This window comes from Zunongwangia sp. L-65, from assembly GCF_056859415.1.
In genome coordinates this window covers 14,281-31,052 of the sequence record NZ_JBSXOK010000038.1, presented here as the reverse complement: position 1 = coordinate 31,052, position 16,772 = coordinate 14,281, and the positions used below count along the sequence as shown (strand labels likewise).

16 protein-coding genes are annotated in these 16,772 nt (G+C 35.9%); 3 read left to right on the top strand and 13 right to left on the bottom strand.

What is annotated here, in order from left to right:
- Positions 1-74: 74 nt before the first annotated feature.
- The 9 genes from tnpC to AC13DP_RS03835 all read right to left on the bottom strand — a co-directional run bounded on the left by tnpC (position 75) and on the right by AC13DP_RS03835 (position 7,760).
- Positions 75-1,625: an IS66 family transposase gene (gene tnpC / locus AC13DP_RS03875; protein WP_347408983.1), complete on the bottom strand. Its 1,551-nt coding sequence runs from the start codon at positions 1,623-1,625 to the stop codon at positions 75-77.
- Positions 1,626-1,700: 75 nt separating this feature from the next.
- Positions 1,701-2,042: an IS66 family insertion sequence element accessory protein TnpB gene (gene tnpB / locus AC13DP_RS03870; protein ID WP_228252529.1), complete on the bottom strand. Its 342-nt coding sequence runs from the start codon at positions 2,040-2,042 to the stop codon at positions 1,701-1,703.
- Positions 2,042-2,320: an IS66 family insertion sequence element accessory protein TnpA gene (gene tnpA / locus AC13DP_RS03865; RefSeq protein ID WP_483067333.1), complete on the bottom strand. Its 279-nt coding sequence runs from the start codon at positions 2,318-2,320 to the stop codon at positions 2,042-2,044. The genes tnpB and tnpA overlap by 1 nt, the downstream gene beginning before the upstream one ends.
- A gap of 60 nt (positions 2,321-2,380) precedes the next feature.
- Entirely contained in the window at positions 2,381-2,635 is a 255-nt protein-coding gene (locus AC13DP_RS03860) for an NADAR family protein (protein WP_483067332.1), read from the bottom strand.
- Positions 2,636-2,786: 151 nt separating this feature from the next.
- The gene (locus AC13DP_RS03855; protein WP_347405906.1) at positions 2,787-3,971 is read right to left on the bottom strand and encodes a hypothetical protein; all 1,185 of its coding nucleotides are present in this window, start codon (positions 3,969-3,971) and stop codon (positions 2,787-2,789) included.
- A 315-nt stretch (positions 3,972-4,286) separates the two neighbouring features.
- Positions 4,287-4,868 carry an O-methyltransferase gene (locus AC13DP_RS03850; RefSeq protein WP_347405907.1) on the bottom strand — a complete coding sequence of 194 codons (582 nt, stop codon included), beginning with the start codon at positions 4,866-4,868 and terminating at the stop codon, positions 4,287-4,289.
- Between the two features lie 131 nt (positions 4,869-4,999).
- Positions 5,000-5,548 (bottom strand): GNAT family N-acetyltransferase, encoded by a 549-nt coding sequence (locus tag AC13DP_RS03845; protein WP_347405908.1) that lies wholly within the window; start codon positions 5,546-5,548, stop codon positions 5,000-5,002.
- 326 nt (positions 5,549-5,874) lie between these two features.
- A complete protein-coding gene (locus AC13DP_RS03840; RefSeq protein ID WP_228252296.1) occupies positions 5,875-6,597 on the bottom strand; it encodes a YqjF family protein in 723 nt (240 codons plus the stop codon).
- 143 nt (positions 6,598-6,740) lie between these two features.
- A complete protein-coding gene (locus tag AC13DP_RS03835) occupies positions 6,741-7,760 on the bottom strand; it encodes a hypothetical protein (RefSeq protein ID WP_347405909.1) in 1,020 nt (339 codons plus the stop codon).
- 618 nt (positions 7,761-8,378) lie between these two features.
- Here AC13DP_RS03835 and AC13DP_RS03830 point away from each other — a divergent pair.
- Together AC13DP_RS03830 and AC13DP_RS03825 are read left to right on the top strand one after the other, a co-directional pair.
- Positions 8,379-9,812: a phytoene desaturase family protein gene (locus AC13DP_RS03830; RefSeq protein WP_347405910.1), complete on the top strand. Its 1,434-nt coding sequence runs from the start codon at positions 8,379-8,381 to the stop codon at positions 9,810-9,812.
- Positions 9,813-9,979: 167 nt separating this feature from the next.
- The gene (locus AC13DP_RS03825; protein WP_347405911.1) at positions 9,980-12,106 is read left to right on the top strand and encodes a catalase; all 2,127 of its coding nucleotides are present in this window, start codon (positions 9,980-9,982) and stop codon (positions 12,104-12,106) included.
- A 181-nt stretch (positions 12,107-12,287) separates the two neighbouring features.
- Here the strand turns inward: AC13DP_RS03825 and AC13DP_RS03820 are convergent, their stop codons facing one another.
- From AC13DP_RS03820 to gntA, 3 genes are all read right to left on the bottom strand, one after another.
- Entirely contained in the window at positions 12,288-13,004 is a 717-nt protein-coding gene (locus tag AC13DP_RS03820) for a hypothetical protein (RefSeq protein WP_347405912.1), read from the bottom strand.
- Between the two features lie 477 nt (positions 13,005-13,481).
- Positions 13,482-14,072 (bottom strand): DUF1989 domain-containing protein, encoded by a 591-nt coding sequence (locus AC13DP_RS03815; protein WP_347405913.1) that lies wholly within the window; start codon positions 14,070-14,072, stop codon positions 13,482-13,484.
- Between the two features lie 89 nt (positions 14,073-14,161).
- Positions 14,162-14,875, bottom strand: a complete 714-nt coding sequence (gntA, locus tag AC13DP_RS03810) for a guanitoxin biosynthesis heme-dependent pre-guanitoxin N-hydroxylase GntA (RefSeq protein WP_347405914.1) — start codon at positions 14,873-14,875, stop codon at positions 14,162-14,164.
- Positions 14,876-15,165: 290 nt separating this feature from the next.
- On the opposite strand from gntA, the gene AC13DP_RS03805 reads away from it, so the two are divergent.
- Positions 15,166-16,035, top strand: a complete 870-nt coding sequence (locus AC13DP_RS03805) for a glucose 1-dehydrogenase (RefSeq protein ID WP_228252302.1) — start codon at positions 15,166-15,168, stop codon at positions 16,033-16,035.
- Between the two features lie 156 nt (positions 16,036-16,191).
- On the opposite strand, the gene AC13DP_RS03800 is transcribed toward AC13DP_RS03805, so the two are convergent.
- Positions 16,192-16,770, bottom strand: coding sequence for an RNA polymerase sigma factor (locus tag AC13DP_RS03800; protein ID WP_013069892.1), 579 nt, complete (start codon positions 16,768-16,770; stop codon positions 16,192-16,194).
- Positions 16,771-16,772 lie beyond the last annotated feature (2 nt).

The window sequence follows — 16,772 nt, the reverse complement described above, 5'->3', positions numbered from 1 at the left end:
GTATGCACCCCACCAAGTACATCTAGGAAGTTAATCTGAATATACTTATAACAGAATTTAGCGGTGAAGATCTATTAGGTATTCTTTAGTTTTTTATAATTCTGTGGATACAGATCCCGGAGGTTTTTATGATTGATAGTGAGAATATTCTCCAGGGTATGCTTTAACCACTCCTGCGGATTCACGTCGTGCTTTTTGCAGATAGCCATAAAGGAATAAATACACGCCGATCGCTGTGCTGCATTATGAGACCCGGCGAACAAGTAGTTTTTTCTTCCGATTGTAAGGGGTCTAAGGGCATTCTCAGTAAGGTTCGTATCAATCTCCAGGATTCCATCATATAAATAGGTGTGTAGCTTGTCCCACTTACCCAAGGTGTAATGTATGGCTTTTGCTATCGGACTTTTCGGTAGGATGTGGTTCTTCTGTAATTCATCTACCATCCATTTACCAAACCCCTCGAGGATCTTTAAGGATTCATCCAGGCGAAGCGCTTTTCGTTGCTCGGGATCCAGGTTGTTTTCCCTGGCCCTGGCTTCGACTTTATAAAGCTTTTGGATATAAGTCAGGGCTATTTCAGCTCGCTGCTTATCATTATCCAGGGATTTGGTAAATTCTCTTCGAGCGTGTGCCCAACAGTTCAGGTGCGTAATCCCTTCCCGTGCTCCGATTTTGTCATATACGCTGTACCCGTCACTTTGCAAGTAGCCTTTAAATCCAGATAATACGTGCTGGGCAGCCTGGGCACTTCGTCCGGGTTGGTAATCAAAGAGTACGGTTTTATCTATAGGGCAATGGTACACCCAGTAATAGCCCTGATGGGTGGTGCCCTTTTTGTTTTTATCCATCACTTTTATGGGCGTCTCATCGGCCTGCAGGTATCCTTTTGAGCGAATGTCTTCCAGCAGATGTTGATAGAGTATATCGAGCAGTTCCAGACTTTGCCTGACCCAGCCATCCAAAGTGGAGGCTGCAATAGGGATGTTTTCTCTTTTGAAGCGCTGAAGTTGGCGGTAAAGCGGGAGATGGTCTACATATTTGCAGATCAGTATCCAGGCCAGAAGCCCTGCTCCAGGGATGCCTTTTTCAATAACCCTGGAAGGAAGTTCCCCGATAAAGACACCTTCTTTATTTTTAGGGGCATATTTAAAGCGGATGTAACGCTTGATATAAAGTTTGGCAGGCTCATATTCCAACTCATCGGTCTCTTCCTTGCCAATGCATACCATATCACTGTAATCTTCCTCTGGATAAATCTCAATTTCCCTTACCTCCAGGTGTGGGGGAAGTGCCATGCGCCCTTTATGGGCAGATGTTCTCTTTCGACGCTCATAAGTGAGCTTCTCTTTTACTTGTTCTTCTTGCTTTAGGGCTGTTTCCGGCCACATCTCGAAGGGAAGGCTCATCTGGTCCTTATTGCCTTGAAAGCGTTCCCTTTTTTGCCCGTATAAGATTCGCTTGTACTGGGCAAGTTGGAATTCCAGATCGGAGATTTTTTGATCCTTTATGGAAACAATTTTTTCCGCCTTCTCCCTTCTTTCAGTCTCCTTTTGCAGGGTTCTTTCCTGCTTGACAAGGAGCACTAAAAGTTGTTCTCTAGTAAGGTTTTCCAAGGTGTTTTCCATAGGATAAATATACGTCAAGCGAACTGTTAAACCTAGCGTGAAGGCCTGTTTTTACTAATAATACACCATTATTCCCTAATGGGAATAACGTAATTTCTGAACACTTTTTTCAACGGTAATACCCGCTATCATCAGTACCAATTGGGGCCAGGTAAAACTGGTCTGATCTTCTTTAATTACAGGGGGAGTGAAGCTTCCGCGCTCCAGTCGTTTGTAGTATAAAACAAAGCCGCCCCGCTCCCAGTGCAACAGCTTGAGATGGGTGCGGTTCCGGTTAAGAAAAACGAACACATCACCGCTGGCAGGCTCCCGGTTTAGTTCATTTTTCACCAATCCGCTCAGACCATTAAAACTTTTCCTCATATCACAGGGCCTACGATAAAAGTGATAGTTATGGGAGGAACCTAAGCAGAACATTAATAAAGCTTAACCAGCCGGGCAATAAGTCTAAGGTCCGTAGCATTCATTTGAAGTTTTACCCCGTTGGGATAACTAAGTTCCAGCTCAACCAATGATGCGTTTAATCCTGTGGTTACTTCTACAAATCCCCCAGGCTGATCTTCATCTTTCCTCTTGCGGATCCAGTAACTAAAAGTGGAAGGACGGATCCCTTTTTCTTTACTAAAGGCTTTTGCTGAAAGGCCACTAGTACGATATTCATTAACTAAAGTGTACATTTCTTCCCGTTTACTCATGATAAATATTATTTTAGAGCAGCAAAGCTAGCATCAGAAAAAAAGGAAGTCAAGACGGGTTTAGTGGGGTGCATACGCACTAGTTATTATTTGCTCATAAATTTGTTTATCCTCGAATAGCAGAGCTTTTTCAGCCATCATATAATGTTCAGCTGTATGATATTTAATTCCATTAACTTCAAATTTAGACTCGTACAATTGACTTAAACAACATTTCGATATCTGCTCAGATTTCTGGTGTCCCAAAAACAAGAGAAATTTAAGGTTCTCACCTGCTTCAAGTCTTTCAATTATTTTTTCGTTGCTGTATTTCATTCAAGATTAAGAGCAACTTGTTCTAGTTATTGCAAGTTGTGGTATTCGTTATAAAAATCCCCACAGCTGTTAAGATATCTTTTAAACTATTTTGTATCTAAAATAAAAAGAATTTGAGATGAATTGATACTCTTGAAGATGATTGTCGAATTTATATGGTTTTCAATTCCTTTTTTTCCTCTTTTGAAATTGAATTTTGAAGTTTTAACCAAAGGCTCTTTTCATTTTTGTCATTTCCACTTTCTTCAAAAATAATATTGAGTTTTTCAGCAATTATTTTTAAATGAGCACTATAGTTTTTATTTAGAAATAAAACAGTCTCTTTATCTTTACTTTCGATCCTTGAATACATTAATCCCTTTTTAATGTAGCAATTCTTTAATTCTATTTGGTTAATTTTTAGCTTTCGAAAAATTTTCTTTTGCACGATATAATTCTTTTTCTCACTATTAATTAGCCATAATATAGAATGTCTTTTGTAGCCGAATTTATTTTTAACAATCAATATTGGAATGGATAAATCAATCCTATCTAATAATTTTGATTGCGGCTGGAATTCAACTAAGCTATTTTTATCTGAACTTAAAAATTTAAGAATTGGATAGATAATTAGGTATTTTATCTTATTAATTGAACTTTTTGCTCTGCGATATAGAATTAATGATATCAAAAATATGAAGATTGAAAATATAAAAGAGACGGTTGGATAGAATATACTTAATACCACAAAACCTACTGTAAATACAATCTTGAATATTTCAAAAAGTGTATCAATTATTGGAATAGGAGAAAGAAAAATTAAAATTTCTATAAATAATCTTATGGCCATTACAACTGTCAAATAATAAATAGAAGCTATAAGAATTAAAAGCATTTTTATTGTTACACCTACAAAACTAGCTTGGTATAAAACTAAATCTTCTTGTTCTTGAAAACCTAAAACTGTTGGAGTTATAATAATCATACATGTAATAATAACAGATGCTTTATTATCTAAAAAATTAATTACTGTTCTAAGTGGACCATTAATTTTATCCCCAAAAAGCTTTACTATAGAAGTGAAACTAAGTAAAATCCCTGATGTTATTAAAACAAACCAATTGTTAAAAAAAGGATTTGTAGCTATAAATTGATTTTTAATATCCAACATTGAAAAAAGTGAGGTTGTAAAAATTGTAATGTATGGATTAAAAGCCATCGGGCCTAATTGACCTAATTGTTGAATTAATATCTCATTAGAATTAAGAGCATTATTTAACTCTTCTTGAGATTGCGCTAAAAGCAATAGTGGAGTAAAGATAAATAAGATGAGAAGAGGTAGCAGTTTTTTATTCATTGTAATTGCTTATAATTCGCAAATAAAGAATTCGTATAATTGTCATTTACTTTTATTGAGGTGGATTTTCATACTATGCTCAGAAAGCTTTAATATCCTATGAAAATACCCAATTTATTTATCGAATATCAACATTTTAAAATTATATAAATAGTTTGAGCGGTGAATACGGTTTCCCGTAAAATGTCGCTTTAATTTTCTTCTTCGGGAAACACCAAATAAGATAGATGCTCTACTTAAAATATCAGATAAAAATTTTTAAGCTCAGGTAGTAAGCTTATAGACTTCTCGTTTTAACCATGATTCATCCATTAGTTAGCATTTTTTAGTTGCGATTATAATTCCGGTGGACCAGTTCATTTTAGTGAGGTTAAAATCTTTTCGGTTTTCTAAATATCCAATTAATTGGTCCACAATCTCCTGATGTCCATCTGGCCAGTTCGGTTGCACCGACATATCATCAATAATATAAATTCCACCAGGCTTTATCAAATCAAGAGTTTCCTCAATTTCACTATATTTCCCAGGCCAGGCATCAGCAAAGATTAAGTCGAATGCTTTTCCAGAATAGTTTTTTATCCACTCAGTCCCATCCATGCCTATTATTTTCACTCTTTTATCCTGTTCAAAATAGCTTTTAGCAATGGCAACGAGTTCTGAATCATTATCAATACTTGTAATTTTCGATTCAGCATCCATTCCATCGACCATCCAGGAAAGCGATAGCCCAATACCAGTACCTAATTCCAGAAAATGACCTTTCGGTTTTGACGAAACCAGGGTTTTTAAGAGTGTTCCAACATAGAGGTCAGATGGCATTGTAAACCCTATTTCGTTACTTTTTCTTTCAATTTCAGGATAGATTTTGGGAATGCCAGTAATTTTTGAATCTTTCATTTTTAAGTAGCATAATGCTTTCAGCATCCCAGATTATTGGGCAGAGACACTAAATTCACAAGTGCCTAAAAGACTTATTTAGATCTTGTTTCTTTGAAAGCATTTTTTAGGTTAATGTTAATATTGTTATTTTAATTCCAATCCCACAACAAAATATTCCATGTGTCAGTCTGGTCGGTAAATGTATATATGGTTTTAAATCCTAATTTTTCGTGGGCAAGCATGGAAGGGAGGTTACTTGAGGAAACCTCGGTTACACAATAGTCATAAAGTTTGGAATATTCTTCCTTATGTTTTTCATAGAGTTTTTTGAAAATTCCTTTTCTTTTAAAATGATCCTGTACACAGATTTGACCCATTACATAATAGTTGAGTTGATCAAGTTTTTGGCCATTATAATCGATTTTTTTAAATGTTTCAAACATTGGGATAAGCACAGGGATTAAATCTTCGAATTCTTTTAACATGACCAGGGCATATCCAATGACCTGATCGTCCATTTTAGCAATGACCTGTTTTGCCCTGGAATTCATTTTTTCAATCATTTCATAACTATGCGTTACGGTTACAAACCCATTTGTGGTTGCAGAGTCTATGGATAAATTGCTTGATTGATTTTCTTTTTGAATTCGGAGGATGTCGAGCAATTCAGATTTTTTATCAGCAAGTTTAAGTTCCATATTTCAAAATTTTTGAAGATTTTATTTCGCCAGTTGGATTAGATACGCCGTCCCATTCAGAACATATTGGGAAACTAAATTAGCTAATTCTTGTAGATTTCTAAAATTATAATTTTACTGATGAAGAATAAATTGTAGTGAATTGCTATAGTGTACTTGCTTTTTATGTGATATTATTTACAAGAATTAAAATTAATTTTCTTAACATTTTTACGCAATGACTCATAATAGGTTTATTAAAGGATTAAGTTATTGTTTTCATTATTCATATTCACAAATTTAACCTGCCTGAAACAAAAAGGGAGCTGTATTCACAATTAAGCTTTCTAGCGATCATTTTTTATTTTTCCCCAGGCCAATACTTTTACTCCTTTCGAGTAATGAATCTTGCTTGGTTGTTCGCTAATTAACTTTTTGAATCTTGGATAATTCAATTCCAATTTACTTAAGTTAATTTCGTTAATAGGCCATTCTAAATGATGGATTTCAAATTCATTTATTGATTTGTCAGTATCTTGGAAAAGAGCATATCTTTCTGTTAACCAGTTGATCAATTTAGTCTTTCTTGTTATTTTATTTCCAATGGTGAATTGAATATCAAGCCTATCGTTAAAATATGAATTTTCAGATTGATATTTTTGATTAGCCCTCTTAATTTTAGAAAATCTATATGGAAGCTCTGAAATACCTCTTGCGATTTTACAGGATAGCATTTTTCCACCTTCGATACTTAAAAAGTAAACTCCGGTTTTATTATTTGACTTCACATACGTACGGATATTGATCTCATCAAAGTTTGATATTGGAGGAAAATAGGGAAGGTTTTTAGGTCTAATCTTTTCCATTGTAAACGCAACAACCGAAATCCAGGGTTTACCATCAAATAAGTCGATCTCTAATTCTTTAGGAACAAACTTTTCCAATTCGTTTAAGTCAACTTGATAATGTAGAAATAGTGCATTATTCCATTCTTGATAAAATTTCCAATTGTTATTCGGAATTTTCCAAGGTCTGTGTGCTGTGGTTGTTAATAGTTCTTGGGTTGTCATTTTTGAAATTGGCTAAGGCCAGGGGAATAAACCTTGGCATGGTTTTGTAATAAATTTAGCGAAAATGAACCGAAGTCTATAAATATCCGGTTGGATTTTTAGAGGGGGCATCGCAAGGTTTCCCTAGCTATGCCAGCATAGCGTTAGTTATGGGCGGTATCACCGTTTCTATTCAACTTTTCAATTATCCAATCCATTAATTCATTAGGTTCAGCAAGTGACCAGGAGTGTGGATGTCGCATTCCATTCAATCGATATCCTTTGCCTAAAGCATTAATAAATTCTGCATCTTTATTACCAGATATTCTCAACTCATTAATCATTGCAGTTTGGTCCAAGGCGTTAATATCATACAAATCGGTATGTCTCTCCTTTAAGTGCCAATCAATATCTGGATCAGAGTAGATTCTGATTGGAGTATCCATTAGGAATTTAGCATTGCCTCCACCTTTTTTCTTCTTTGAATACATCGAATTTTTAGAGTAAATATTTGGTACTTCTTTAGGTGAACCACCAAATTGTTTATTAAGTTTGGCTAAATAATCTTTTGCCTCATTCACGGCTACTTCCGAAAAGTTCAGTTCTTTAATTCGCTTAAATGAATAGTAAATTCTTGCCAAATCCAGTGGAGGATCTATTCCATAAACAGCAACAGGGTTGATTGATGTTGAATTGGGATTTTCTTTCGAAAGTTCTACATATCTAATCGCATTCATCCCTCCCAAAGAAAAACCTCCGATTATGATTTTGTCTTTTGGTGCTTGATATTTCAAAATGGCATCTTTAAAAGCAGTATTCAAAAAATTTAGTGTGATGCTATCAAGGTAAAGGTTGTAGTTAATTGAAGGTATTATTAATAGAATGCCGTTCTTAAATGTTAGCTCTGATAATTCAATATTATTATTTATTACATTTTCAACTTTTTGTGCAGTAGGAGGTAATAATATAAGAGTACCTTTAATTTTCTCCTTAGGTTTTAGTGCATAGTAGAAAAGTTCATTTGAAGTTCCATCATTTATATACAAACGAGTTTCGTCAGCAATTTCAATTTCGTTTTTCTCAATGTTTTCTGAAAGAGTTTTATTGAGGTTTATTTTGGATGTTATTTGTCCAAAAAAAGAGTAGGAAATTAACAATATCAATATGTTCGTTAGTGTTTTCATAGCTCTTCTAAAATGAGAGATAACGATATATGTATAACGTTGGTTACGAATTGATTAAAAGTAATATAACTAAATTTACCAAGCTTTATCTTTGCTGGTTTTCCGCGTAGAAATCAGAACATAAAACCACAATTGCTTGATTACAGTGTTTTACCCAATTAATTTTACGAATATCAACATTTTAAAGTTATACAAATAGTATTGGTCGCTAAGGGTTAGGAAGAATAAAGTTGAAAGATTTTTAAATTTCTTTGAAAATTGCTGATGCTGCCCCGGAATTTAAAATATCCTGAACACCTATTTTAATGGAATAAAAAATCTAATACGGCTTATACTGTTAGATTGCTAATTGCTTTTATTCTGGTCTAAATGATTTAATTATAATCGCTTGGATGATTCAAAAAGAAACAGAGGGATAAAAAGTAAGCTGATTTAGGATTTCAGCTTTCTAATTGAGTGAAAAGAAAGTAGGGCATAGGCTAAATATTTCTCTTATATTATGAGTCATGATGTGATAGCATGAAAAATAGGGAAACTCATTCTTGAAGGATAATTAGATCAAATAGATTTTGAGAAAATAGAGTTACGGAAACAGAATGCTAAACTAAAATTATTGCAATGGGGAAATATGATTATGACGTGGTAATTGTGGGCAGTGGGAGTAACGGACTTGCAGCGGCAATCTATTTACAATCCAAAGGATTGAAAACAATTGTTGTAGAAAAAGAAAGTATGCTTGGCGGAGCCACAAAAACAACCGAGTTAACATTACCGGGTTATAAGCATGATGTAGGAGCTGCGGTTCTTCCAATGGCTTACAGTTCTCCTTTTTTTCAGCAGTTACCACTTGAAGATTTTGGATTAGAATGGATTTATCCTGAAATTCCCTTTGCACAAACATTAGGCAACTCAAATAATTTTGGGGCTGTGGCCTGTTATCAGGATATTGATAAGACGGCTGCCCAGCTGGGAGCCGATGAAAGTACTTATCGAAAATTTATGCGTACCCGAATAGAGGATTGGCCTTTGGTTTCAAATGATATACTTGCTCCTATAAAAATACCGGAAAATCCTTTACAGTTTTTGGATTTTGGTCGCAGTGCCATATTATCTGCACGTACTTTTACCAGGCTTAAATTCAAAACAGAAGAAAGTAAAGTTTTGTTTTACGGTGCTGCCGCACATTCTACATTACCCCTAAATAGTACCGCTTCTGCATCATTCGGACTTGTATTAATGATAATGGCGCATTTAAATGGATGGCCTTTCCCAAAATCGGGAGCAGGACAGATTATTGAAGCACTCGCTAAATACTATATACACCTTGGAGGTGAAGTTAAAGTAAACTCTGCTATTGAAGATTTTAATCAAATTCCAAATTCAAAAGTGCAGGTGTTTGATCTTACGCCAAAGCAATTATTAACTATTAAAAGTTTACCCTTAAGTGCACTATACCAAAAGCGCCTTTCAAATTTCAAGTATGGGGCCGGAGTATTTAAAATGGATTGGGCACTAAGAGCCCCTGTACCATTTAAAAATAAATTATTAAGAAAAGCAGGTACGGTACATATAGGTTTTAGTTCCTCTGAAATTGAAAATTCTGAGAAAATCGTGAATCAGGGTAAACTTCCCGGGACCCCTTATGTATTGCTGGTACAACCAAGTGTGTTTGATCATTCCCGTACCCCCGATTCAGGTCATACTGTTTGGGCGTATTGCCATGTACCTAATGGTAATACGCAAGATTGTACAAAGATTATAGAAAGTCAAATCGAGAGAGCCGCTCCGGGTTTTGGTAAATTGATTTTAAAAAGACATCTCATGAACACCCGGCAATTAGAGGAATTTGATGCGAATTTAGTAGGTGGTGATATCAATGGAGGGAAACAAGATATAACACAATTATTTACAAGGCCCGTAGCAAAGCTATCCCCTTATAAAACTTCCAATAACAATATTTATATATGCTCATCGTCTACTCCTCCTGGCGGTGGAGTCCATGGAATGGCGGGTTTTAATGCAGCCAAACAGGTTCTTAAGGATCACTTTTAGTATGCCGGTGATGGTAGAGCTGTCTTAATATTCTCCCAATATTTTGTTAGCCTAATGCTATTATTTTGTTAAACGTTGGATGTAGCACTTATCATGCGAATAGAGCACTCTAGAGGGGGTTATATCCTTTATCTTGTTAAGACCTAAACCAATAACCAAAAAATATCATGAGTACTAGTGAAGAGAATAAAAAAAGTAAGGATTTAGCCTCTAATACCAAAGATGGGAAGGGAAAAACAATGACGACCAATCAAGGGGTTAAAGTTAATGATACCAATAATTCGCTAAAATCAGGAGAGCGAGGTGCCAGTTTACTGGAAGACTTTATTCTTAGGGAGAAAATAACACATTTTGATCATGAGCGAATTCCAGAACGAATAGTACATGCCCGCGGTAGTGGTGCTCATGGTGTGTTTGAATTATATGAAAGTCTGGAAGAATATACCAAAGCAGGAATTTTTACGGATATTAAACGTAAAACACCTGTTTTTGTACGATTTTCTACCGTAGCCGGAAATAAAGGCTCTGCAGATCTTGCCAGGGATGTTAGAGGCTTTGCTACGAAGTTTTATACGGAAGAAGGCATTTTTGATCTGGTTGGGAATAATATGCCTGTCTTTTTTATTCAGGATGCCATGAAATTTCCGGACCTGATCCATGCTGTAAAGCCGGAACCAGACAGGGATATTCCTCAAGCTGCATCTGCACACGATACGTTTTACGATTTTGTTTCACATACTACTGAAACCCTACATAATCATATTTGGGTAATGAGTGATCGGGCGATTCCCAGAAGTTTCAGAATGATGGAAGGATTTGGGATCCATACTTTCCGCCTGATTAATGCTGAGGGGAAATCTCATTTTGTAAAATTCCATTGGAAACCGCTTTTAGGAACGCATTCCATTACCTGGGATGAAGCCGTTAAAATTCATGGAGCAGACAGCGATTTTCACCGTCGGGACCTTTGGGAAGCCATAGATTCAGGTCAATTCCCCGAATGGGAACTGGGATTGCAGATTATTCCTGAAGAAGATGAGCATAAATTTGATTTTGATATTCTGGATCCCACTAAATTGATACCAGAAGAAATGGTGCCGGTTCAACGAATAGGAAAAATGACCTTAAACCGTAATCCTGATAATTTCTTTGCAGAAACAGAGCAGGTGGCATTTCATCCTGGGCATGTGGTACCGGGTATAGATTTTACCAATGATCCGTTATTACAGGGACGGTTATTTAGTTATACAGATACCCAATTATCCAGGTTAGGAAGTCCTAACTTTCATGAAATTCCTATTAACAGGCCTATAAACGAAACCCATAATAATCAACGTGATGCGCAGATGCGTATGACGGTTGATAAAGGGAAAACAGCCTATTTCCCAAACTCTATAGGTGGAGGATGTCCTCATTTAGCTAAAATGGCCCAAGGAGGTTTTACCTCTTACGAAGAACGAATAGATGCGAAAAAAATAAGATCACGAAGTAGTAGTTTCAGTGATCATTATTCTCAGCCTGCACTTTTTTATCGCAGTCTTACTGATTGGGAACAGGAACATGTTGCTGATGCGTATACTTTTGAATTGGGAAAATGTACCTATGATCATATTAAGGAACGTATGCTATATGTTATTAAACAGATAGATAAAGATCTTGCACTAAAAGTGGCTGATGGCTTAGGGATGAAAATTCCGAGTAAAATTGATCAGCCTATTAATCAGGCTATAGGAGCAGATGCGAATGTTGAAGAACATCAACCTACACCTAAAAAGGAATACTTGAAGAAGTCGGCTGCACTAAGCCTTACACATTTAAACTCCGATAGTATTGCCACCAGAAAGATTGCTTTTTTAGTGGGGGATGGTTTTAATGGTGCACAGGTAAAGAAAATGAAAGAGGCACTCGTATCCAAAAATGCGGTGGTACATCTTGTCGCTCCTCACGGAGGAACGGTAAAATGTGACCAGGGTAAGGAACATCCGGTAGATGCGGCCTTATTAACTACAGAAAGTGTTTTATACGATGCGCTTTATATTCCGGGCAGTGCCAAGAGTATAGAAGCCTTAGTGAAAGCGCCGAAATCTGTTAAGTTTGTCAATGAAACTTTGAAGCATTGTAAAGCTCTTGCTGCCGAAGAGGATACTTTTAAATTACTTGATAAGACTGCAATAAGCATGTTTGATAAAGATGCTGCTATATTAATTGGTAAAACCCCTAAAGATTTTATCAAACAAATCGCTGCCCACCGTAACTGGGATCGGCAGCCCACAGCAATGAACATCCCGGTATGATATAGTTTAGTTTCAATGGATGTTTAAGGAAAGGCCGTTCTCGAAAGAGACGGCCTTTTTTATACTTGGAATTTAGAGGGCAAATTCGCACGGAATGAATCAGGTAATTTTTTTTGATAAGCCCGGGAAATCTGGATACATGGTGAGTTGTGGTTTCACCAATAATCAGATTGATGTACTATTAATGCAGCAATACGGAGTTATGAATACTTTTTAATTCCTGCAAATGCTGAATTAGATTAGATTTAAATTCCAATAAAGTTTGTCTTTTATCATTTTTATTTACAGATTCCAGCATCTTTTCTATCTGCTCCAGTAATTTTTCTTCGAGTCGTATTGCTTTTTCCATTACATAAAATCTTCCTTTTTTTTGAAGTACAAAAATGGTATTGGATAAAGCAACTTCATCAGTATCACGGTGATGATGTGATTTCTCAAATACAGAATTAAGATCTTTGATATAGCTTAAGCATAATATTTTATGGCGATTAAATAATCTTTGAAAAAACAGGCGCTTAGAGGCTCGCTGTGCTTTTTCAAAGAAACCTATACTTTTTTCAATGAGCTCGTAAAGTGTACTTGACGCTTCTGGCATGCCTTCATTAGTTGGTATTTTTTGAAGAGTCAAATATAAAGACTTGGCCTGATCGTTAAAGTATTGTATACATACCTTACCGTTACCTGGAATATTTTTGGAGGTATATTTTCCTGTTTTAGTATCAAATGAACCTTCTTCGGTCATAAATACCCTGGTAATATTAAACTGATCCAATTTATAAATTTTCCTTATTTCTTCGGGCTTCAGCTTAAACTTAGAGCTGATTCGGTAAATGCAATCAGCGGTTGTAATGCCTGTGCTTTTATCGTTTTTTCTATCGTTCATGTGTCCTGCTTTCATCTTCTTTCTGATTTATGGCTTAAATTAAAAAGTAATTATCTTTTTCATTGCCAGGGATTTGTGAAATTATAGCTAAAAATTATATAAACCTGAATCTAAATTTAATAAGTGTTATAGCCTTAGCGAAAACGATTGAACAAAATAATGGTTTTAGTACATTTCAAATGAACATTAACTTATTTCAAACAATCTGATATACAGCTTTGTAGGTTTTATAACTAATTCTTAAATTGTAATCGCCAACCCTTAAATCTACCAGCCATGAGACTAATCAACAGTTTTCGGCCAAAAATACTAATCGTTTTGATTATAGTATGCTGTGCTCTGGCCCTGCTATCTCAACTTTATATACTCCCCGAATGGATGGGGTTGCCTTTTCTGATCGTAGGATGCGTTTTCATATGCTTGTTGTTTATCAGTTTTTTAAAGCCATTTTATAAAAGCTCATAGACTGTTTTATAGCTAATTAATTTTTAGTTACTCATTTTTTTGAGCAATAATTTCGTAAGCAATTTCCTTAAAGCTGCCACCATTACTATCTTCTGCAGAACATGCGGTTAGGCCGACTATCAGGTCTTTTTGAGCTTCAAAAAGAATATAATCCTGAGGCGTGTTAGTGGGGGGATCTACGCTTAATTTACCATCGGCATCAAATTGTACATTCATAAAGATATTAAAGGCTGTAGGAATGTCATCAGGAAAAATATAATAGGCTTCTAAATTGCGATACAGGTTTTCGAAGCAACTGGGATGATAACCTTTATGATGATACATAATTTCGAAAGTTTCCGGGCTGCAGGGGGCTAGTAAAAAATCATTTCTTCCGTTTGTATCTTCAAGAATCATCATCATTTTTTCACTACGGTTGCTCCAAAGATAGTTTCCGCTTGAAATCAGGATAGATTCTTCGAAGTCGAGGGTTTTTCCACTCGAAATCTTTTCGCGGGTATCATTTAAATTAAATAATACCATATCGCTAACCTGGTTTCCCTGGGGAGATTGTATTTTTAACTGTTCCCCTTTTTTTAAAATAAAAGCAGCTCCCGATTGTCTCGAAATAATATTCATTGCTATACTTATTTTTTAATCTCCCAATGATGGGAGTATCTTAAAATTATAAAAAGATTGTCCTATCTCTAGGTTTTGCTCCAGTTTCTTTATTTTTTGAAGGGACATTCCCACTGTTCTCCTACTTTTCGCCCACTGTACTGCCTGGCTTCGCTTTGCGATCCAAAATCTTTAAGCATAGGATTGGTACTTCCCGAAAATTGTTCATCACGCTCTCGTATGCTGGTTTTTACTCGATCGTAGGTTCCCATTTCCCGTAATTTCTCAAACTGCCAGTGCAGGTTAAAAGCGATCGCCGGGTAAGGACTACGACGTGCTTTTCTTGAACTATTAGGATGTAATCCTACAATATAAAAGGATTTTCCGGCAATACTGAAACTAAAATTATCATCATGCGGATTATTACTCACGCTGGGATCCCAATCATATTCGTCTACAGCATTTAATTGATTCAGCTGCATCCATAGTTGCTCTTCAAACTGGATTTCGGTGAACGCCGGGCTGTTTGGGAATACCGCAATAAAAGTTTCGAACTGGTTAGATTCAAAATCATAATTTTTTATATAGGCTTTTAAATCCTTATATAATTCTTTAGTCTGATTTAAGTTTCCAAGGTTATTGTAGGTTCGTAAATTAACCAAATTCATGCTGAATACGGTTTTAGCCATAATGCAGGGATGATTATTGGTGATTATAAAATCCTGAAAGGAATTATAGACTTTTGTAGTCTTCTTGTCTGAAGTCATTGAGCGTGAAAAAATCGCTGGCCTTTCAGTTTTCTGTCTTAGGTTGGTAGATATCATTTTTCTTTTTCTTAAACCTCTAAATTATGGCGGGATGCGGTTTCAGAATAATCGTTTAAGAAGAGTTTAGTTTGTTATTTTATGCTGTTTAACACAACTGTTTCAATTACGTCCAATTACGTCCTAATAGCATCAAAATTCGTTTATTTTTTAAAGAAAATCAGAAGGTGATCAAAAGTCCTTTAATGAAATTTTGCAAATCACGGCTTAGATTTTAAATAAATCTCAATTCAGAGTTTTTTAACCCTTATTAAAGTATTGCTGTTCTACCTTAGAATAAAAATTTAATTATGAAGGACCCAAGAACAAAATATCCGCAACCTCCATTTGACACTCCGCTTCAGAAAGAACCGGGGGATGAATATGAAATGAACCCATTGCCAGATTATGGAGAAGATTCATATAAAGGGAATAATAAGCTTAAAGATAAAGTAGCCATAATTACCGGAGGGGACTCAGGTATTGGCAGGGCAGTTGCCTATGCTTTTGCCCTTGAAGGTGCAAGGGTAGTTATCTCTTATCTTAATGAACATAAGGATGCTGAAAAAACCGCTGAGGTTATTAAGAATAAAAATGGAGAAGTGCTTTTGATTGATGGCGACATACAGCAAGAAAAGCATTGTAAGCATATTATAGATAAAACTTTGGAGCATTTTGGGCAAATTGATATTATTGTGAATAATGCTGCTTTTCAGATGTCCAGAACGAGTCTTCAAGAAATTTCTGCTGAAGAATGGGATAAGACTTTCCGAACAAATATCCATGCCCCATTTTATCTTTGTAGGGCAGCAGAACCTTATCTTAAGCCGGGGAGTAGTATCGTTAATACTACTTCTGTAAATGCTTATAGCCCTAGTGATAATCTGGTTCCTTATGCGGCGACTAAAGGTGCAATTAGAAACTTTACAGCAAGTATGGCTCAACTTTGGGCAGATAAAGGAATACGAGTAAATGCAGTTGCGCCTGGGCCGATATGGACACCATTGATTCCTGCTACCATGCCAAAGGAAAAAGTAGAGAACTTCGGAAAGCAAACTCCGCTGGGAAGACCCGGTCAACCTGCTGAATTAGCTCCAGCTTATGTGATGTTGGCATCTGAAGATGGAAGTTATACCTCGGGAGCAACAATCGAAATTACCGGTGGACGCTATACGTTATAAACATTGATCAATAAATATCTTAAAAAAAGAAAAAGCGAATTCTCAATTTCGCTTTTTCTTTTTTAAAAATGATTCGGCACATAAGGGGTGTGAAATCATAAAAATATCTAAGTCGGTTATTTTCTTACTTATTGAAGTATATAATAGTACCACGTCTTATTTAAAGATAGGAGATTTTGCAGTGACTACCATCAAGTATAAGTCAGGTCTGTTTTTAAGTTCTTCCCGTAGGCGTGTATAGGCAATACGCAACTGGGCCTCTACAGTTTTGGTAGATATTCGCAGCTGGTGAGCAATTTCCTTATGGGAATGCCCTTGCTTTTTATGCATGATGAAAATGAGTCGGCACCGTTCTGGCAGTGCTTCAACTGCTTTGGCAACCAGCTTCAGCTTATGTTCCAAAAGCTCATCTGGCTCTTCTGTAAGGCTTACAAGGGTTTCACTTTTAAGTTGATCGAGATAGGTTTGCTGCTTTTTCTTTTTTCGATAGGTATCTATAAACATATTATAAGCCGTACTGTACATATAACTTTTGACCGATATATTGAGATCTAGATGGTCTTTTCTCTCCCAAAGTTTAATGAATGTATTCTGCGCAATATCCTCGGCGTCTGCGGCTTTATCAACATATTGCATCATGTAAGCTACCAGGGGCTGGTATAATGCTTCAAAAATGAGGGTAAACGAATGCTCATCACCTTTTTTAAGCAATTCATTTAGGACCTTGTGATTCATAG